Source organism: Argonema antarcticum A004/B2 (assembly GCF_023333585.1).
GTDB classification, from domain to species: Bacteria; Cyanobacteriota; Cyanobacteriia; order Cyanobacteriales; family Aerosakkonemataceae; genus Argonema; species Argonema antarcticum.
Window position 1 is genome coordinate 16,362 of sequence record NZ_JAIQZN010000076.1, and the last position, 18,693, is coordinate 35,054.

An 18,693-nucleotide genomic window follows, 5' to 3' on the forward strand; every position below is an offset into this window, starting at 1 on the left:
GTATGTTGCTTGTTACAAAAATTGAAATGGCGCTTGACCTCAAACCCTTGTGCTATAACCTTTGTTCCTCGTTTGATGCACTTAGAGCAATACCGGAAAATCCGATTATATTTGCCTACCTCATCAAAAAAACAGATCCACATCTGTGTTTATCTGTGTTCATCTGTGGATATCTGTGGTAAAAAATATTTAATTCAGCACTTTTAGGATAACCTTATAGAAAGATATCTTAATTGTGTACTCTGATTACGACTGCTATATTCAGGTTAAGAACAATTTCGACAGATTATGAAAACAACTATCCTAGCTACAGTATCTTTTTTGACTACTCTGTGGTTCTCACCACCGCTTTTAGCCCAGAATGTCAGTCCGGTCGATCGGTTGCTGACAACCAAAGAATGTCAGGGGTGTGACTTAAGTGGGGCTAACTTGAACAGTGTTGACCTCAGCGGAGCGAATCTCAGCGGAGCCGATTTAAGCGATGCTAGCTTAAAGAATACTTTACTGGTTGGAGCCAACCTCAGCGGAGCCAATCTCAGGGGTGCGGACTTGACTCAAGCTATGTTGACTGGTGCTAATATCAGCGGTGCGGATTTAACTTACGCCAATCTTACAGATACGAACCTGTTTCGGGCCAAAGCGAAGGAGTCGGGAGGAGCAGATTTTACAAATGCTATTTTTAATGGAACTACGATGCCCAACGGGACTGTTCGCGATCGACAAGCACTACCGGGAGTTCCCGAAAACGTAACTCCCGCACAAGTTCCGGCGACAATACGCTAGGATTATTCAGCTACTTAGTTTTCAGGGTATTCTCAAGTTGCTAAATCGAGATAATAGATTAAGTTAATTAAATTCTGCACAAAGTTGCCGTGCTGGCTAAGTTCTCCAGTCAATTCCGCGATCGGTTGTCTAATTGGCGTCGCCGTTACATTGCAGCGCCAATTTCACTCACACCCGTGCTTGTAGCGAGTATAGGGGTGAGTGTTTTGCTGCTGGGGTTGCGACAGTTTGGCAAACTGGAACCGCTGGAATTGGGGGCTTATGACCAACTTTTGCGATCGCGCCCCACAGAAAAACCCGACCCTCGGATTTTAGTGGTCACCGTCACAGAAGAAGATATCCAGCGAGTGGGTAAGTGGCCGCTATCAGATGCCACAATGGCTAATCTATTGTTCAAGCTTCAGAAATATAACCCGCGTGTCATCGGTTTGGATATTTATCGCGACCTGCCGGTACAGCCGGGACATCAGCGGCTAGTTACTCAGCTGGGTAAAAGCGATCGCATAATTACGGTTTGCAAAACCAGCGATACCAAACATCCCGGCGTTGCGCCACCCTCATCAGTTCCACCTAACCGTGTCGGCTTTAGCGACCTCGCAGTTGACTCGGATGGAGTGATTCGACGGGCGCTATTATTTGTGACACCGGGGAAAGGGAATTGCAAAGCACGCTTCTCATTTAGCTTCCAACTAGCAAGCAAATATCTCGCATTGTCAGGGATTGAATCCTACAAAGTTAACTCTAGCGGATATATGGGGCTCAGAAAAATGAGACTGGGTGAACATCCCAAATCCCAAATCCCAAATCTAAAATCGCAAGTGGTATTTCCCCGCCTGAACGGCGATGCAGGTGGCTACCAAGGGGCAGATACAGGTGGTTATCAAATTCTGCTCAATTACCGTTTAGCCCAAGACGTTGCCCAAGAAGTCACCCTCACCCAAGTTTTAACCGATCGCGTGCGTCCAGAATGGGTACGCGATCGCATTGTCCTCATCGGAGTACAAGCACCCAGCATTGATGACGCCTTCTATACACCCTACAGCGCCGCTAGACCGCAAGACGCGAAAATGCCGGGAGTAGTAATCCATGCCCAAGTAGCCAGTCAAATTCTCAGCGCCGCGCTGGATGGACGCCCTCTCATCTGGTATTGGCCTTGGTGGGGTGAAGCTTTGTGGATTTGGGGCTGGGCTCTAGTAGGTGCGCTAGGGGCCGATCGGCTCCGGCATCCTCTATGGCTGGGCCTTTCAGGAGTAGGTGCGATCGGAGTTCTGGTTGGTGCCTGTTATGGTTTGTTGATTTACTCTGGATGGGTGCCAGTAGTACCACCAGTCATAGCGTTGATAACCAGTGGCGGAACTGTGGTAGTTTACACCTCCTACAAAATGTACAAGCAGCAGCAGAAAGTCACAAATCTCTCAGCAGAACAGGAGGAGACGATCGCGCTTTTGACAACAATGATGAAGCACAATCCCTCGACTTCATCAGCCACTTGGGCATTACCTTCATCAGCCACAGTTCCCGTTTCCCCTCATCCACAATCCTACTCTCCACAAACAGAGCCAGAGCCCTTCTCGTTTTCATCGCTATTGGACGGACGCTACAAAATCAACAAAGTCTTGGCTCAAGGAGGATTTGGTCAAACCTATCTAGCACAAGATATCAAGCGTCCCGGCTATCCTACTTGTGTAGTCAAGCGTTTGATGCCAGCACGGCGAGATCCCAAATTTTTGCAAGTTGCTAGACGATTATTCGAGACGGAAGCCAAAATTTTGGAAGTTTTGGGGCAGCACAACCAGATTCCCCTACTGCTAGCCTACCTGGCAGAAAAAGAGGAATTCTACTTAGTTGAAGAATATATAGAAGGAGACTCTTTAAGTGATGAGCTACCTGTGGATAAGCGACTGAGCGAGTATCTGGTAGTCGATCTGCTCAAAGGGATTTTGGAGATTCTAGCTTTTATCCATCAAAACCATGTCATTCACCGGGATATCAAACCCAGCAATATAATTAGACGAAAACAAGATAGCCAGTTAGTTTTGATTGACTTTGGTGCAGTCAAACAGATGCACAGCTCCTCAAACGAGGATACGGAAAGCCCGACAGTAGCGATCGGGACGCGGGGCTATGCACCGCCGGAACAGTTGGCCGGTCACCCCCGTCCAGCCAGCGATATCTATGCTGTGGGAATGATTGGAATTCAGGCGCTGACTGGCATTTCGCCGCAGCAGTTGCCCCAAGATCGCGATACGGGATGCGCGATTTGGCGTCCTCTAGCGAGTGTTAGCGAGGAATTGGCTAAGATTTTGGATCGGATGGTGTCTTATCACTTCAGCGACAGGTATCAGTCAGCAGCAGATGTGCTGAAGGATATCAAAGAACTCGATCGATCCCTTCTCAGTCAGGTAGCTACAGATATGGATCTAGTAAATATGCCTGCCCAAGACACAGATAACTTGATGAAAACCCTACTAGCAAACCAAGATAATGCTTTGCCCTCTCAGTTGTTGGATGCCACAATCGTAGTAAATCAAGAAGATTCTGATAGTGAGACGATTCAATAGGGCCGCTGCGCGGAAGTCAAAAGTCAAAAGTCAAAAGTCAAAAATCCTTTTAGTGTCAGGCATTTATCTCACTGCTCATTTGAGTACAAATAGAGCGGGAGGCTTCTGCCCGTTTAAGCTAAAATTCGAGATTACTGCATAAAAAATCGAAAATTGATATGAGTCCGACTGCTCTTGAGCCAACTATCGTTAAATCGGCGACCCGCCGTGTCGTTTTTCCCTTTACGGCTATTGTTGGCCAGGAGGAAATGAAACTGGCACTGCTATTGAATGTAATCGATCCGAAGATTGGCGGTGTGATGATTATGGGCGATCGCGGTACGGGCAAATCTACCACGATCCGCGCTTTGGCCGATCTTCTTCCAGAAATCGAAGTTGTTGCGAATGACCCCTTCAACAGCCATCCCAGTGACCCTGATATCATGAGCGATACTGTGCGCGATCGGGTCGATCGCGGGGAGGAAATTCCCATAGCCAAGAAAAAGGTTACGATGGTGGATCTGCCTTTGGGTGCGACAGAAGACCGCGTTTGCGGCACGATCGACATTGAGAAAGCACTCTCTGAGGGTGTCAAAGCGTTTGAACCGGGATTGCTGGCTAAAGCCAATCGCGGTATCCTCTACGTTGATGAAGTCAACTTGCTGGATGACCACCTGGTAGATGTGCTGCTAGACTCCGCTGCCTCCGGTTGGAATACAGTAGAAAGGGAAGGTATTTCCATTCGTCACCCCGCCCGTTTTGTTCTGGTTGGTTCCGGTAACCCGGAAGAAGGGGAATTGCGTCCTCAATTACTCGATCGCTTTGGGATGCACGCTGAAATCCGCACCGTAAAAGAACCAGTTTTGCGAGTGCGAATCGTAGAACAAAGATCTGAATTCGATCGAAATCCGCCGGAATTTCTCGAAAAATATCAAGAAACGCAAGAAGCACTCCAGGAAAAGCTAGTTAATGCCCAAGAACTACTTCCTTCTGTGACAAGTGAGTACGATCTGCGGGTGAAAATTTCTGAGGTTTGTGCTGAACTGGATGTAGACGGTTTGCGGGGTGACATTGTGACCAACCGCGCCGCTAAAGCCCTAGCTGCTTTTGAGGGTCGAACTCTGGTACTGGTAGACGATATCCGCCGGGTGATTACGCTGTGTTTGCGCCACCGACTTCGCAAAGACCCCCTAGAGTCGATCGATTCTGGCTACAAGGTGGAAAAAGCGTTCAACCGCGTGTTTGGTCTAGAAGTATAACTTACGCTCTTCTCCCCCCTAGCCCCCCAAATTTTGGGGGTCGGGGGGCAAAACCTTAGTTATTGCATAAGTCCTATCTAAAATCTAAAATCCAAAATTATGATGAGACATTGGCGATTTTGGTGGAATATCTTGATTGTTTCTAGTCAGTACAATCCTCCGCGATTTGTTGAGCTAATAATGTTGATATTAGCGATGACAATGCTTGCACTTTGGGGTTTAACAGACAAATGGCCATATCTGGGGTTAAGCTTGAGCTACGTAGTCGGCTCGTCTACATCAATTTTGGTGGGGGAAACGATCGCGCCTTCCATTAATCATCGGGTGATGCAGGTGGTAGCAGTCTTGGGTTTAATTATTAGTTTTTTGATTTTTCAGTTCATATTATACTAGATTGGTGAAGAATGAGGCGATTGCCAGCTGGGTCATAAGCGTAGATTTCTCTGCCGTGAGAGGCGCTGATAATTTCTCCCGGAGGCGGGTATCCCAAGGAAGTAAAATAAGCGATCGCACTTTCTAAATCCCTGACTTCCAAACATAAACTCATTCCATTTGGCGATGAATTATTAAACTCTTCCTCGTCAGCATTTCTAGGTTTAAAAATTCCTAAGCGCAAACCAGCAAGGTGATATTCAGCATAAACATTTGGGATATATGGCTTGGGTTCTTGACCGAGCAGTTTAGTATAAAACTGGATCAGTATTTCTACCTCAACAGTTGCCAGGGTAACAAAAGCGTCTGTATATTCAAAAATCATAAACAAAAAATGGAACGTCGCAACACTCAGGATGGTGGGTTAGCATTGTCACAATGAAAGATGGAAATCTTGAGGAAAAAGGCTATGACTACAACTCTATCTATGCCCAGTTCTCTTGAATCCTTGCTGGGTAAAGAAGCAGAAGAACTCCTCACTTACAAAGCGAAAGTTTCTAAAGATTTATTGCATTTGCCGGGGCCAGACTCGGTAGACCGGATTTTTGCCGTGAGCGATCGCAATCCCCAAGTTTTGCGTAGCCTCCAACAACTATATTCTACCGGGCGTCTTGCCAACACGGGTTATCTTTCTATTCTGCCAGTAGACCAAGGCATCGAACACTCTGCGGGTGCTTCTTTTGCGCCCAATCCAATCTACTTTGACCCGGAAAATATTGTTAAGCTGGCTCTAGCAGCTGGTTGCAATGCAGTTGCTACCACACTGGGCGTTTTGGGCATGGTTTCTCGCAAATATGCCCACAAAATCCCCTTCATTGTCAAGCTGAATCACAACGAACTGCTTACTTATCCCAATAAATACGATCAGATTATGTTCGCTTCTGTCGAACAAGCCTGGAATCTGGGCGCAGTTGCCGTAGGTGCTACAATTTACTTCGGCTCAGAGGAATCGACTCGCCAAATCCAAGAAGTGAGCCAAGCCTTTGCGCTCGCCCACGAATACGGTTTGGCAACTATCCTGTGGTGTTATATGCGAAACAACGCATTTAAACAAGATAAAGACTATCATCTTGCAGCCGATCTCACCGGACAGGCAAATCACTTGGGCGTTACGATCGAAGCCGACATCATTAAACAAAAGCTACCCGAAAACAATAATGGCTACGGAGCTGTCTCCAAAGCTACCGGCACGAAATACGGGATGACGAATGAGCGTGTTTATACAGATTTGACGACAGACCACCCGATCGACCTTACCCGCTATCAAGTGCTAAATTGCTACTGCGGTCGTGCTGGACTGATTAACTCCGGCGGTGCTTCTGGTAAAAACGACTTTGCGGAAGCAGTTCGCACGGCGGTGATTAACAAACGCGCTGGTGGTACCGGATTGATTTCCGGTCGCAAGACGTTCCAGCGTCCGTTTGAGGAAGGTGTGAAGCTGTTTAACGCGATCCAGGATGTTTATTTGTCGCCAGAAGTGACGATCGCGTAAAACCCACATTCCGCAACCTTTAGAAACCTTAGAAACCCGGTTTCTCCAAGAAACCGGGTTTCTGGGTGTTCAGTTTTACGCCCAGTAAGTTAAGTGAGGCGGTTTGGATCGACGCCCAATTCCCGTAGCTTGGCTGCTAAAACATCAGCGCGTTGGCGTTCTTGCTCAGCGCGTTGGTGTTCTTGCTCGGCGCGTTGACGTTCTTGCTCAGCGCGTTGGTGTTCTTGCTCAGCGCGTTGACGTTCTTGCTCAGCGCGTTGACGTTCTTGCTCAGCGCGTTGACGTTCTTGCTCAGCACGTTGGCGTTCGAGATCTGCCTGCTCCGAACTCCACAACAACAAGTTATCAGCGTCATCCCACCAGCGCAACCAATGAGTTGTCATCCCTAAGCGAGTGCCGTACCAACTTCCCAGGAATAAATCGATTTCGGGAACAAAGAAGCGTCCTGCGGCGGTCGGCTCCTGCAAACGATAGCGATCGTCCTGGAGGCGACGCACTTCCAAGGTGGGCGTGTGGGGATCGAAAATTATGTATGTCGGAACTTGAAGAATTTGCTCGTAGAAGTGCAACTTGCCATAGGGAAAGGTGGGACGAATGGAATATTCTCCAGCATCGGTTTCCGAAAGAAATTCTATGACGATCGCAACTCGATCTCCTTCCGAATTCGGTGTGTAACTGCGACGCACCACATGATCCGCGATCGGCAATACACGCGGAACATAGAACCAATCGGGTGCTTTAACTACCGTTCTTTGGTTGACCGTTGCCACTAGGCCAAAGTTAGAGCCAATCAGCATTGAGGGCTCAATGCGATCGGCAGCACCCAGCGCATCCGTCAATGCTGCCGCCAAAGGAGGCTGTTGAATGTTTTCCACAGGATCGTCGGGCAGAATAAAGTCTTCTGGAAGCTTTTCCCAAGTCACGATCGGCGTTTGGCGTTGCGGAGCGACTTCGAGAACCATGAGTCTAACCATCAAGAGCAAATGGATTTATCCATCATAGAGGCAATTGGCTTTTGCTATAGCGGTTTGGTTCTTCCCTTGTCAAATATGCGGTCGTAGTAGCACAGCTAATTAAAATCTTGGTATGACCGACATATTGATGACGCCGTGCTACTACAAAATGTTTATTTTGAACATGAGGTTTTCTGGGTATCTCACTCACCTGACAAGGGCTATAAAAGCACGCTGATAGGCTCAACCACTTTCCTGACAACCGATCTGAGTAATTGGTAAATTTGGCTACAACAAATGAAAAGGTAAAAAAAACACAATTTGAATTGAGGATTATGGGATATTCTGGAACACTAGAAAATAGCCGTATGTAGTCGGATAGAACCAAAAAGCATGAAGCTGGCAGCACGAGTTAGTCAGGTAGCGCCTTCCCTAACGTTAGCGATCGCCGCCAAAGCCAAGGCGATGAAGGTGGTGGGAATAGATGTGTGTAGTTTCAGCGCTGGTGAACCGGATTTCGATACACCAGAGCATATCAAAACTGCTGCCAAGCAGGCTCTGGATGAGGGTAAGACCAAGTATGGCCCTTCCGCTGGGGAGCCAAAGTTGCGGGAGGCGATCGCGCACAAGCTGAAAACGCAAAATGGGCTCGGTTACACGGCTGATAACGTGATTGTCACCAATGGTGGCAAGCATTCTTTATTCAACCTGATGCTGGCGCTGATCGAAGATGGGGCGGAAGTAATTATTCCAGCGCCCTATTGGCTGAGTTATCCAGAAATGGTGAGGCTGGCAAGCGGTGTCCCAGTAATTGTTCCCACTGATGAGAAAAATAACTACAAAATTACGCCAGAGCAACTGCGTCAGGCGATAACGCCCAAAACCCGCTTATTTATCCTCAATTCTCCCTCTAATCCCACAGGCGCAGTTTATACACCGGATGAGATTAAGGCGCTTGGAGAGGTGGTCGTTGAGAAAGATATTTTGGTTGTTTCTGACGAAATTTACGAGAAAATCATCTACGATGGGGCAAAACACCTCAGCATTGGCGCGGTTAGTCCAGCAGTTTTCGATCGCACGATTATCAGCAGTGGTTTTGCCAAAGCTTATTCGATGACGGGTTGGCGAATCGGCTATTTGGCAGGCCCAATTGAGTTGATTAAAGCTGTGAGTACCATCCAGGGACACAGTACATCGAATGTCTGTACTTTTGCCCAGTATGGTGCGATCGCAGCTTTGTCAAGTCCGCAAGACTGTGTGGAAGAAATGCTCCAAGCTTTTGCCCAAAGGCGTCAGGTGATGTTAGAACGTCTTAACGCCATCCCTGGTTTAACTTGTCCCAAACCAGATGGTGCCTTTTACCTGTTTGTCAATATCACCCAAACTGGCATGACTTCTCTGGAATTTTGCGATGCACTGCTAGAATCTGAGCAAGTTGCGGCTATCCCCGGTATTGCTTTTGGTGCAGATGACTGTATCCGCTTATCTTACGCAACTGACATGACTTCCATTGAGAAGGGGATGGAACGGTTAGATAGGTTTGTGCGATCGCGTAGCTAAGCTTTGGATCTTCAACCAAAGACACGCCGATGGATGCAGATAAATGAGGCGATTATCTACATCCATCCCATCCAAATCAAATCTTGACAGTGCGTTAGGCGTGCCTAACGCACTTTATTTTTACAGTATTTTCTCACGATTTTATCAGTCTTTTCTCAGAATCAATTGTTAGGCTGGTCATCGATCATTACTTAAACGCTGATATCGGTTCCCGTAGCATCGGTTGCCTAAAAATTTGCGTGCGTTTCATATCTGCGTCCATCTGCGTTCATCCGCCTTCATCTGCGGTAAAATTTAACCAATGATCGCAACAGACAATTTCTGGATCTCGCTTATGTACTACCGATGCAACCGAACAAGATCTGATCGCAAAGGACGAATGATAACTGAAAACTAATAAATTACACGAGTTTAGTATTAAATGAAATTTATCAAGATTCTATTGAAACAAACAAAGCAAATTTGGAAAAAGTTCGATCCATTCTCCTTGCGATCGCGCCTAACAATTGGGATTGCCGCAGTTTCAGCATTGGGTTTGGGTGTCGTCGCCATCTGGACTAGCTGGCAAATGGAGCAGCAGTTAATAGTTACACATCAGAAAAACATCGAGAATATTGCTAAACGATTTCCTCGCGATGTGCAACTCTACAGCGAGATGTTGCCAGTAGAAACTGGGTTGCAAAAAGCTATTAATAATCTGACAACTAAGGATATTTTATTGTGGGTGAAGTATGCTGATGGTACTGTGGCGGCTCAATCTCCTGATTTTTTGTTTGGCCCCGAAAGCGCTTTTGCTACCAAACTCATGTCCCTTGCAGAAATGCCGCAGCAACCGGAAGTTTACGCACTGAATGGACGCTACTGGGTGCTATGCGGTGCCGTCTTAGAAGTGAAGGGTCAAATGCTGGGCAAAGTCTACATCGCACGGGATATCACTCGCGATCGAGAGATGTTTTTAATAGTGATTCGCAACTTGTGGATTGCCAGTATTTTATCAATTTTAGGGATAACAGGTGCGATCGCACTTTACATCCAGAAATCTCTTCAACCGTTGCTAAAGTTGAGTCAGCTAGCTGGAACTATTTCTCCTGATAATTTGAATAAGGTAAAGCTAGATCTAGATAAGGCCCCAAGCGAAGTCAAAGAATTAGCGCAAATGTGGGATATGATGTTGTCTCGTCTGTCTCAAGCATGGGAACAACAACGAGAATTTGTCGGCAATGTTTCTCACGAATTACGGACACCCCTAACTATTGTTCACGGTTATTTGCAAAGTACGCTCAGGCGGGGCAACAATCTAACTGAAGCGCAGCGAGAAGCTTTAGAAATTGCAGCTTCGGAAGCAGAACGTACCATTAGATTATTGCAAGATTTATTAGATTTGGCAAGAGCAGATAGCGGTTATTTACATTTACATTTAGAACCGCTGATGTTGAACGATCTTGTGGCGGAAGTTGTGGGAATGGCAGAACAATTTAGTCATCGTGTGGTTATAAATGAAGCTCATACTAAATTGATAGAAGTGAAATCCGATCGAAATCGTCTCAAACAAGTCCTGCTTAACTTGATAGACAATGCGCTGAAATATTCCGACGGCGAAGCACCTGTGATCTTGAAATTAGATTGTCAGGACGATCGGGCCATTATTCAAGTGTGCGATCGAGGTTGCGGCATTTCTTTGCAACATCAAAGCCGCATTTTTGAGCGGTTTTATCGCATCGATGAAGCGAGGGCTCGTTCTACTGGTGGTACTGGTTTGGGGTTATCAATTGTGAAAACGCTGGTGGAGGGAATGGGGGGAAATGTCAAGGTCCGATCGAAACTAGGTGAAGGTAGCGTATTTACGGTTACTTTGCCTGCACAGTTATCAAAATGATAGCTAGAATAGTTGAAGGAGTTACTTAGCCTTTATCAAAATTATGGTGTTATGGCTTACAGTGATTTTACTTTAGATAGAGTGGTAAAAACTTTTGGCTTAACTATTTCTAGCAAAGTGGATCTATACTCTAGTGTACCGGAGTTGAAATGTAGCGACTTTTTAGCAGAGACAATTAGATATAGCCTGCCTTTTGCTCTTGGTAGCAACACGGAAAAGTCGCGTTCCGAAATGATTATATCACCTATTTTATTAGAATTAATAAGGCAATTAAATTTTCAAGCCAGTTTATTTTCTGGGATAGACTTTAGTGTAGATGCAGAAAGAGGATTGAATGGAACTTGCGATTTTTTGATTAGCCGATTACCAGAATTTCTGATGCTCAAAGCGCCTGTCATTATTATTGTAGAAGCAAACAAAGAGAATATTAATGCTGGATTGGGGCAGTGTATAGCTGAAATGGTATACTTCGCACGGGCATAAATGGGCGAAGCATTCCGTAAATAATTTGTTGTTGAACCCAAAGATCTTTGACGGAATGCTTCGCCCCTACAGAGATAAAAAAAGCACGGTCTGTGACCGTGCTGAGTATAGCAGCGAGAATCTTTAATGAGCGCGAAGGCGAGAACATACCAGCAATTTATGGGACTGTTACTACTGGAACAACTTGGAAATTTTTGAAACTGGAAGGGGAAGTAATCAATATTGACTTACCTGAATATTACTTAAATAATGTCAATAAAATTCTGGGCATATTAGCGAGTGGGCTTAATGAGGTGGAGAAATAAAAGAAGTGGGTAAGCAAATCCTAAAATTGCTCTCTTGTGGGGAGGGGGCAAGGGGCAAGGCGTCCCGCCCGCCCATTGCATTGGTGCAAGATCTGAGATAGGAAAACCCAATATATCCTTTAACTACTACTTGCCGTTTATCTCTAAAATGAGGCAATAGTGAATTTTGTCAGCGTTGGCAGATTATTGAATTTGCTGTATTCGGTTCTGTTCTGAGGTCATATTTTCGTTCTGATAGTGATATTGATGTTTTAGTGACCTTTGCACCGTCAGCTAAACGAGGCTTGACTGAAACCCTACAAATGCAAGACGAATTGAAATCGATGTTTCATAGAAAAGTTGATTTTATTGTCAAGACAGCTTTGGCTTCGCTGTTAGCCCGCCTGCGATTCAAATCGAAGGCTAATAGTGAAAGGGCATTAACATGGACTTGCGTAAGCGATCGCATTTGGATGAAGTTGAAGAAAATGCGATCGCTTCTGAATGCTAGGAACGTGGTACAATCGCTGAAACAAGCAATTTTCGTTAAAGATTAGGCAAATTATTGGGATCGATACCCTGAGATCTCAAATAAGCGATCAGCCTTTCTTTTTCCTGGCGTTCCTGTTCAATTTTTTCTATCGCCCAAGGTAACAAATTACCATCTTTATCCCACCACCTTAACCAATACCCAGTTCTTCCTTCTTTTGTTCCTTGCCAAGTTCCTAAAAATAATCCCATTGTTTCAATCCAATGACGACCATTTTCATCAGGTTGCTTTAATTCATAGCGCTCATTTTCCAGTTGATAATATTCTAATAACCCGCCATCTGGATCGAATATGACGTAAATGGGAATTTGCAATATCTGTTCGTAGAAAAACCATTTTCCAGGTGGATAGGTGCGCTTAAAAGAATATTCGCTCCCATCTTTATCTGACAAAAATTCTATGACAATAGCTGGGACTTCCCCTTCTAAATTAGGTGTATAGCTTTGGCGTTCTGCTAAAATCTCTTTCACTGATGCTACATATACCCAATCTGGTGCTTTGGCGATAAATTGCCCGTTTATTGTGGCACACAGAGCAAAGTTGGAGGCGATTAACATTTGTGGTTGAATAAAACCACTGATTTCTAAACTTTCCCGTAAAGCACCTGCTAAAAGTGGCTGTCCTGTATTATCCACTGGTTCATCCTCTAACTGAAAATCATCGGGTAGAGCTTCCCAAGAAATGACCAATCCTGGAGGTGATTTGGTTTCGCTGAATAGGGTTGCCATAAACGCTACGGTTGATTTATTTTGATTCTATCAAAGTTTCGGTGGTGAGGCGCTTAAGACTACTTGCCATTTCTGTCCAAAATGAGGCAATATAGGGAAAAATCCTAATATCGAATTTTTCTTTTGCTACTCTCCAAAAGATGAAGATCTGCTAGATGAACTAGAAAACCATCTTAGTCTGTACAGCAATGGACGCTTTGGCTTTAGTGTACAGAAACACATCTTACAACAAAAAAATTACGAAGACTTCATCAAAGACGTAGGATGGCGTGTGGATGAATCTTGGTTAGAGTACGAGAATCTTAACTTCAACCTTGCGGCTCCAAAGGGATATTTTCCTTACTGTGGGTTGCATTTTTGGAAGGCTGTACCCCGGATAACTCCCTATCGCTGGAAACCTCCCATCTATCAGCCACCCAGAACTTACCGCTACCCTGTTAATTATCAGCAACAGCAGCGTCGGCTAGATCGGATCTTAAAGCCCCGCCCTTTTGATCTGCAGCCAACGAACCCCTACGGTCGAGGAGGTGGGGGTGAGTTGATTGTTCTTGGGGTTGTGGCAGCGGTGGCGGGTATAGCGTGGGCAGCGAACAAAGTGGACGAGAAGTTTTTTCGAGAAGAGAGGCAGAGACAAAAGCAGGAAAATGAGATAAGGGAAAAGGTTGAGGGTCTTCTCTCTCGTCTAAACTAGATCGGATTTTTGTTGCGATCGCGTAGCGTGCCTAACTGCATATCGCGCATACTTGATATACCGGCACTACGCCACCCCAAAACCCGTGTACTCCCTCACATAAGGCGCTTGAAAGCCTAGCACGATATCCTCCTTCGGCACCCCCATTGCCGTCAACTCATGAGCAATTCGCATCTCTGTTGTATTGTGCTGTACCCAAATCTTCCCATTTTTAATATCCAAATGCAGCACGCAACCATGCACCCGACGATGCTTATCCCAACCGACATTCATCACTTGATAACGATCCTGTTGCGTATCAAAAACCGTTTGTGATTCGATCTCACCATTAGAGATCGGAGTCGCTACATATTCTGTCAATATCGCTTGAATTAATTGACGATATCGCTCGACTTTATCCATTGTACAATTACCTCATTTATTGGATCGTAGACAATTCGATTAATTTGATAGCGTTCCACTGAAATTTGCAAAAATTCTCGCTGAAATAATGCTTCATGCACGGCAATAGGAACCGCTAGATAGAGATTTCGATCGGATTGATTAAGTTCCAAGGCAAGTCGATAATTCAAAAACTGTCCTAGTGCTGCGTGATAATCTGTAATTGGGGAATCACCCAAAAATGTTTTGATTTCGACAGCAATTTTTTCCCCGGCTTTTTCTGCGGCGAGTAAGCGTTCTGCACCCAAGTCAATCTCAAACTTTGCTCCACCTGCTTCCAGCTTCAGAGGATCGTCGGTAATCAGCCAATCTTCCTTCTGAAGCGCCACTTTAACGGCTTGATGAAAGAGATCCCGCGCTGCCATTTTTTCCTTTCGTACCTTTCAAACAACTTTATATTTTTGATTTAGAGGGAACTGTCTAATTTTTTAATTACCACTTAATTTAATGTTACATTATATCTGCGAGTTTGTCAATCACATTTTGATAGATAGAGAGATGCGATATGCCTACGGCACGCGGCGTTTACTGTTGTGGGATTATTTTTTCTCTCAATTTGGTTTATTAACCAAATTAATCATCTTATATTTACTATAATAACTCAATCCCTTGCCCTCTATAGTAAAGTTGAGATCCCTCCAAATCTTCTTTGTTTAAAATTAGGGTTGTTTTATTATCTTTTAGGTGCAAACGATAACTTTGCACAAAGAAGCTGGTAACTTTTTCAATTCTGTCAATTGCCCTCCAAGGAATCAGCAGAGGTGGCGTTCCAATGTTAAATGGACGCATGATGCTCAAATAGATTCCTTCATGAGTTATGCCTATATTTAGCGCTCCTCTGTAGCGAATCCAACCCACATAACCCTGTCTCATGCGGCGAATGTTGTGTGGGGGTGGTTGGTTGGTTTTGTAGAGTTTGGCAAGGCTTAGCCAGCTTCTAGAAAATAGAAACCAAAAAATAATGGCGTTCACTACGATCAAAATAATAATCATCGGATCGGGAGGGTGATTCATAATTTTTAATTCTCAAAATATAAAATCAATACGGGAATGGCAGCCATTAACCTGTTCTCAGTTTGCCGGAAGTGGTATAAAAGTAGTACGTTACAAGGAAATCCGGTTTTTCTAAAAAACCGGGTTTCTCGGCTGAGGTTTCTCCAAGAAACCGGGTTTCAGAACTTACAATCTATGATTTAAGACTGTGGAAAAAACCGAAAAAGAGAAAATGCTGGCAGGCGAGTTATATCTCGCGGCTGACTCCGAATTAGTTGCCGATCGCAAACTAGCACGCGGTCTGACCAGAGTATACAACACTACCACTGAGTCAGAAACAGAAAGACGCACCCAAATTTTAACCGAATTATTTGCCAAAGTTGGCCCTAATGTTGAAATTGACCCGCCTTTCCACTGCGACTACGGAAGCAATATCTATATTGGTGACAAATTTTACATGAACTTTGGATGTGTGATTCTCGATTGTAACAAGGTTGAGATTGGTGAAAACGTCCTGTGTGGGCCTTACGTTCAGATTTACGCAGCATATCACCCCACATCCCCCGCAGATCGTCTGACGGGTAAAGAATTAGCCGCACCTGTGAAGATTGGTAACAACGTCTGGATTGGAGGTGGTGCTATTATTTGTCCAGGGGTAACTATCGGTGACAACACCACCATCGGCGCTGGCAGTGTGATTGTAAAAGATATACCTGCAAATGTTGTTGCTGTAGGCAATCCCTGTCGAATTATTCGATATTTATCTTAAGTTTTGCACTGAAAACCATGACACAGGAAGAGAAAAGGTTAGCAGAAGCACGGGAACGGAAAGCTCACTGGCGGCGTTGGGGGCCATATTTGAGCGATCGCCAATGGGGAACCGTCCGCGAAGATTACAGTCATGATGGCTCAGCTTGGGACTATTTTACCCACGATCAAGCTCGCTCTCGCGCCTATCGCTGGGGTGAAGATGGAATTGCCGGAATTTCCGATAACCATCAGCGCTTGTGTTTTGCTATTTCCCTATGGAATGGCGAAGATCCCATCTTAAAAGAAAGACTTTTTGGCTTAACGGGAAATGAAGGCAATCACGGGGAAGATGTCAAGGAATATTACTTTTATATAGACAGCACCCCCACTCATTCCTATATGAAATGTCTTTATAAATATCCTCACAAAGCTTTTCCTTATGACCAATTGGTAGAAGAAAATTGTCGTCGCAGTCGTAAAGAGCCAGAATTTGAATTGCTCGACACAGGTGTTTTTGATGATGACCGTTACTTTGATGTTTTCGTAGAGTATGCCAAGAACTCCCCTGACGATATTTTAATTAAAATTAGTGTTGCCAATCGAGGCAAAGAAGCGAAAACACTGCATCTTTTACCAACTCTTTGGTTTCGTAACACTTGGGCTTGGAATGGAAATAAAGATAAACCATTTCTGAAAGTCAGCAAAGCAGAAACTCAATTCAGCGTCATAGAAGCATCGCATCCAGATCTGGGTGAAAGATGGCTTTATTGTAACGATTCAACGGAATTTTTATTTACAGAAAACGAAACCAACAATTGTAGATTATTTGATGTTAGTAATCCTTCTACTTATGTCAAAGATGGAATTAACGATTATATTGTCTACGGTCACAAATCTGCGATTAATCCCAATAAAATTGGGACGAAAGTAGCAGCAAATTATTTACTTAACATCGGTGCAGGTGAAACTAAAATAATCCAACTGCGACTGAGTGAATCTGCCAATTTAGCGCAACCTTTTGGCACAGAATTTGATACTATTTTTCAAAATCGCCAGCAAGAAGCGGATGAATTTTATCAACACATTAGTCCATCATCTCTGACAGAAGACGAGCGAAATGTGCAGCGACAAGCTTTTGCGGGAATGTTGTGGAGTAAGCAATATTATCACTATGTTGTCGAAGAGTGGTTAAATGGCGATATGGCTGCTCCAGCGCCACCAGAAGACCGGAAAAAAGGGAGAAATTGCGAGTGGTTTCATCTCTATAACGATGATATTCTATCGATGCCAGATAAATGGGAATATCCTTGGTTTGCAGCTTGGGATTTAGCTTTTCACGTCATTCCGTTGGCGACGATCGATCCTGATTTTGCTAAGAAGCAACTGGATCTATTAACTCGTGAATGGTATATGCACCCGAACGGTCAAATTCCGGCGTATGAGTGGAAATTTAGCGATGTAAATCCGCCTGTTCACGCTTGGGCTGCATGGCGTATTTATAAGATAGAAGAAAAAATGTATGGACGGGCAGATAAACATTTTTTGGAACGAGTTTTTCAAAAGTTGCTGCTCAATTTTACTTGGTGGGTGAATCGGAAGGATATAGAGGGTAAAAATGTTTTTCAGGGTGGATTTTTAGGATTAGATAATATTGGTGTTTTTGATAGAAGTTCGGAACTTCCTACTGGCGGACATATAGATCAGTCCGATGGGACAAGTTGGATGGGAATGTACTGTCTGAATATGCTTGCGATCGCACTCGAACTAGCCAAAACAAATTCGACTTACGAAGATATCGCTAGCAAATTTTTCGAGCATTTCCTCTATATCTCTGACGCCATGAATCACATCGGAGAGATAGAGTCATCACTGTGGGATGAAGAAGATGGTTTTTACTATGATGTTCTGTATTTACCCGCAGATCGTCATTTAACTTTGAAAGTGCGTTCAATGGTAGGACTGATTCCGCTTTTTGCTGTTGAAACACTCGAACCGGAAACTATAAAGCAGCTTCCAGGCTTTAAAAAAAGGTTGGAATGGTTTATTAGAAATCGTCCCGATTTGAAACAAAATGTCGCTTGTATGGAAACACCTGGTATTGGTGCCAGAAGATTGTTGGCAATTGTCTATCGGAGTAAATTAAAGCGTATTCTCCAAAAATTGCTTGATGAAACAGAATTCTTTGGAGATTATGGCATCCGCGCCCTTTCTAAATATCATGCCAAACATCCTTATGTTTTTAATGTAGATGGATGTGAGTTCCGGGTAGATTACGAACCAGCAGAATCTAGCAGCACTCTTTTTGGGGGAAATTCCAATTGGCGCGGCCCAGTTTGGTTCCCGGTCAATTATCTGATTATTGAATCGCTGCACAAGTTTCATTCTTACCTGGGAGATGATTTTAAAATCGAGTGTCCGACAGGTTCGGGTCAAGAAATGACGCTTGGGGAAGTTGCAGATGAATTGTCTCGCAGACTAACAAGAATTTTCCTCAAAGATTCCTCTGGCGATCGGCCCGTTTACGGTCGGATTCAAAAATTACAAACTGACCCTCATTGGCGCGATTACATTCTTTTCTATGAATACTTTAACGGCGATAACGGTAGCGGACTTGGTGCGAGTCATCAAACTGGATGGACGGGTTTAGTTGCAGAATTGATTCAACAGTGCGGTGAATTTATCGCTAGGGACTAGGGGCTAGGGACTAGGGGCTAGGGGCTAGGGGCTAGGGTAAGAAAGATTTATTATCAATGAGTTTGGTGGAATTAAGAATGCCCTAACCGCCAAGGCGGTTGCTATATCCCACATTCCGCACCCACAACTGTCACAATCGGAAATTACGGAGATAAAAAAGCAAAGCTGGCATAAAAAGAGACAT

At 44.6% G+C, this 18,693-nt stretch carries 18 protein-coding genes and 1 pseudogene; 13 read left to right on the forward strand and 6 right to left on the reverse strand.

Annotated elements, in window-relative coordinates; genetic code table 11:
- Nucleotides 1-288: 288 nt before the first annotated feature.
- The 4 genes from LAY57_RS26020 (at nt 289) to LAY57_RS26035 (ending at nt 4,975) form a co-directional block, all read left to right on the forward strand.
- Nucleotides 289-783 carry a pentapeptide repeat-containing protein gene (locus tag LAY57_RS26020; RefSeq protein WP_249070045.1) on the forward strand — a complete coding sequence of 165 codons (495 nt, stop codon included), beginning with the start codon at nt 289-291 and terminating at the stop codon, nt 781-783.
- Nucleotides 784-872: 89 nt separating this feature from the next.
- Complete coding sequence (locus LAY57_RS26025) at nt 873-3,344, forward strand: CHASE2 domain-containing protein (RefSeq protein WP_249070047.1); 2,472 nt, start codon at nt 873-875, stop codon at nt 3,342-3,344.
- 158 nt (nt 3,345-3,502) lie between these two features.
- Nucleotides 3,503-4,582 (forward strand): magnesium chelatase ATPase subunit I, encoded by a 1,080-nt coding sequence (gene bchI, locus LAY57_RS26030; RefSeq protein WP_249070049.1) that lies wholly within the window; start codon nt 3,503-3,505, stop codon nt 4,580-4,582.
- Nucleotides 4,583-4,681: 99 nt separating this feature from the next.
- A complete protein-coding gene (locus LAY57_RS26035; RefSeq protein WP_338022497.1) occupies nt 4,682-4,975 on the forward strand; it encodes a hypothetical protein in 294 nt (97 codons plus the stop codon).
- Here LAY57_RS26035 and LAY57_RS26040 read toward each other — a convergent pair.
- Entirely contained in the window at nt 4,962-5,339 is a 378-nt protein-coding gene (locus tag LAY57_RS26040) for a VOC family protein (RefSeq protein ID WP_249070050.1), read from the reverse strand. The genes LAY57_RS26035 and LAY57_RS26040 overlap by 14 nt on opposite strands.
- A gap of 84 nt (nt 5,340-5,423) precedes the next feature.
- On the opposite strand from LAY57_RS26040, the gene LAY57_RS26045 reads away from it, so the two are divergent.
- Complete coding sequence (locus LAY57_RS26045) at nt 5,424-6,506, forward strand: class I fructose-bisphosphate aldolase (RefSeq protein WP_249070052.1); 1,083 nt, start codon at nt 5,424-5,426, stop codon at nt 6,504-6,506.
- Nucleotides 6,507-6,595: 89 nt separating this feature from the next.
- Here LAY57_RS26045 and LAY57_RS26050 read toward each other — a convergent pair whose 3' ends face one another.
- Complete coding sequence (locus tag LAY57_RS26050) at nt 6,596-7,468, reverse strand: Uma2 family endonuclease (protein WP_249070053.1); 873 nt, start codon at nt 7,466-7,468, stop codon at nt 6,596-6,598.
- Nucleotides 7,469-7,852: 384 nt separating this feature from the next.
- Here LAY57_RS26050 and LAY57_RS26055 point away from each other — a divergent pair, with 384 nt between their 5' ends.
- The 5 genes and pseudogenes from LAY57_RS26055 to LAY57_RS26075 all read left to right on the forward strand — a co-directional run.
- Nucleotides 7,853-9,019 carry a pyridoxal phosphate-dependent aminotransferase gene (locus tag LAY57_RS26055; RefSeq protein WP_249070055.1) on the forward strand — a complete coding sequence of 389 codons (1,167 nt, stop codon included), beginning with the start codon at nt 7,853-7,855 and terminating at the stop codon, nt 9,017-9,019.
- A gap of 421 nt (nt 9,020-9,440) precedes the next feature.
- Entirely contained in the window at nt 9,441-10,895 is a 1,455-nt protein-coding gene (locus LAY57_RS26060) for a sensor histidine kinase (RefSeq protein ID WP_249070057.1), read from the forward strand.
- A gap of 12 nt (nt 10,896-10,907) precedes the next feature.
- Nucleotides 10,908-11,378: a hypothetical protein gene (locus tag LAY57_RS26065; RefSeq protein WP_249070059.1), complete on the forward strand. Its 471-nt coding sequence runs from the start codon at nt 10,908-10,910 to the stop codon at nt 11,376-11,378.
- Between the two features lie 92 nt (nt 11,379-11,470).
- A complete protein-coding gene (locus LAY57_RS26070) occupies nt 11,471-11,683 on the forward strand; it encodes a hypothetical protein (protein WP_249070061.1) in 213 nt (70 codons plus the stop codon).
- Between the two features lie 173 nt (nt 11,684-11,856).
- Nucleotides 11,857-12,219: pseudogene (locus LAY57_RS26075) on the forward strand (nucleotidyltransferase family protein); the annotation flags it as partial.
- Here the strand turns inward: LAY57_RS26075 and LAY57_RS26080 are convergent.
- Nucleotides 12,209-12,940, reverse strand: coding sequence for a Uma2 family endonuclease (locus LAY57_RS26080; RefSeq protein WP_249070062.1), 732 nt, complete (start codon nt 12,938-12,940; stop codon nt 12,209-12,211). The pseudogene LAY57_RS26075 and the gene LAY57_RS26080 overlap by 11 nt on opposite strands.
- Before the next feature lie 148 nt (nt 12,941-13,088).
- Here LAY57_RS26080 and LAY57_RS26085 point away from each other — a divergent pair, with 148 nt between their 5' ends.
- The gene (locus LAY57_RS26085; RefSeq protein ID WP_338022499.1) at nt 13,089-13,631 is read left to right on the forward strand and encodes a GUN4 domain-containing protein; all 543 of its coding nucleotides are present in this window, start codon (nt 13,089-13,091) and stop codon (nt 13,629-13,631) included.
- Nucleotides 13,632-13,697: 66 nt separating this feature from the next.
- Here the strand turns inward: LAY57_RS26085 and LAY57_RS26090 are convergent, their stop codons facing one another.
- From LAY57_RS26090 to LAY57_RS26100, 3 genes are all read right to left on the reverse strand, one after another.
- Complete coding sequence (locus tag LAY57_RS26090; RefSeq protein WP_249070063.1) at nt 13,698-14,033, reverse strand: XisI protein; 336 nt, start codon at nt 14,031-14,033, stop codon at nt 13,698-13,700.
- Complete coding sequence (locus tag LAY57_RS26095; protein WP_249070064.1) at nt 14,003-14,437, reverse strand: XisH family protein; 435 nt, start codon at nt 14,435-14,437, stop codon at nt 14,003-14,005. The genes LAY57_RS26090 and LAY57_RS26095 overlap by 31 nt, the downstream gene beginning before the upstream one ends.
- Nucleotides 14,438-14,663: 226 nt before the next feature.
- On the reverse strand, nt 14,664-15,086 hold the full coding sequence (locus tag LAY57_RS26100; protein ID WP_249070065.1) for a hypothetical protein: 423 nt from the start codon (nt 15,084-15,086) through the stop codon (nt 14,664-14,666).
- A 187-nt stretch (nt 15,087-15,273) separates the two neighbouring features.
- Between LAY57_RS26100 and LAY57_RS26105 the strand changes: the two genes are divergently transcribed.
- Together LAY57_RS26105 and LAY57_RS26110 are read left to right on the forward strand one after the other, a co-directional pair.
- Nucleotides 15,274-15,834, forward strand: coding sequence for a sugar O-acetyltransferase (locus tag LAY57_RS26105; RefSeq protein WP_338022498.1), 561 nt, complete (start codon nt 15,274-15,276; stop codon nt 15,832-15,834).
- Between the two features lie 17 nt (nt 15,835-15,851).
- Nucleotides 15,852-18,509 (forward strand): MGH1-like glycoside hydrolase domain-containing protein, encoded by a 2,658-nt coding sequence (locus LAY57_RS26110; RefSeq protein ID WP_249070066.1) that lies wholly within the window; start codon nt 15,852-15,854, stop codon nt 18,507-18,509.
- The last annotated feature ends 184 nt before the right edge of the window (nt 18,510-18,693 follow it).

What these genes read in the sequence shown, in the direction of transcription:
- LAY57_RS26020 (WP_249070045.1), top strand. Translation starts at nt 289, where the DNA reads ATGAAAACAACTATCCTAGCTACAGTATCTTTTTTGACTACTCTGTGG.
- bchI (WP_249070049.1), top strand. Translation starts at nt 3,503, where the DNA reads ATGAGTCCGACTGCTCTTGAGCCAACTATCGTTAAATCGGCGACCCGC.
- LAY57_RS26035 (WP_338022497.1), top strand. Translation starts at nt 4,682, where the DNA reads ATGATGAGACATTGGCGATTTTGGTGGAATATCTTGATTGTTTCTAGT.
- LAY57_RS26040 (WP_249070050.1), bottom strand. Translation starts at nt 5,339, where the DNA reads ATGATTTTTGAATATACAGACGCTTTTGTTACCCTGGCAACTGTTGAG.
- LAY57_RS26045 (WP_249070052.1), top strand. Translation starts at nt 5,424, where the DNA reads ATGACTACAACTCTATCTATGCCCAGTTCTCTTGAATCCTTGCTGGGT.
- LAY57_RS26050 (WP_249070053.1), bottom strand. Translation starts at nt 7,468, where the DNA reads ATGGTTCTCGAAGTCGCTCCGCAACGCCAAACGCCGATCGTGACTTGG.
- LAY57_RS26055 (WP_249070055.1), top strand. Translation starts at nt 7,853, where the DNA reads ATGAAGCTGGCAGCACGAGTTAGTCAGGTAGCGCCTTCCCTAACGTTA.
- LAY57_RS26060 (WP_249070057.1), top strand. Translation starts at nt 9,441, where the DNA reads ATGAAATTTATCAAGATTCTATTGAAACAAACAAAGCAAATTTGGAAA.
- LAY57_RS26080 (WP_249070062.1), bottom strand. Translation starts at nt 12,940, where the DNA reads ATGGCAACCCTATTCAGCGAAACCAAATCACCTCCAGGATTGGTCATT.
- LAY57_RS26090 (WP_249070063.1), bottom strand. Translation starts at nt 14,033, where the DNA reads ATGGATAAAGTCGAGCGATATCGTCAATTAATTCAAGCGATATTGACA.
- LAY57_RS26095 (WP_249070064.1), bottom strand. Translation starts at nt 14,437, where the DNA reads ATGGCAGCGCGGGATCTCTTTCATCAAGCCGTTAAAGTGGCGCTTCAG.
- LAY57_RS26100 (WP_249070065.1), bottom strand. Translation starts at nt 15,086, where the DNA reads ATGAATCACCCTCCCGATCCGATGATTATTATTTTGATCGTAGTGAAC.
- LAY57_RS26110 (WP_249070066.1), top strand. Translation starts at nt 15,852, where the DNA reads ATGACACAGGAAGAGAAAAGGTTAGCAGAAGCACGGGAACGGAAAGCT.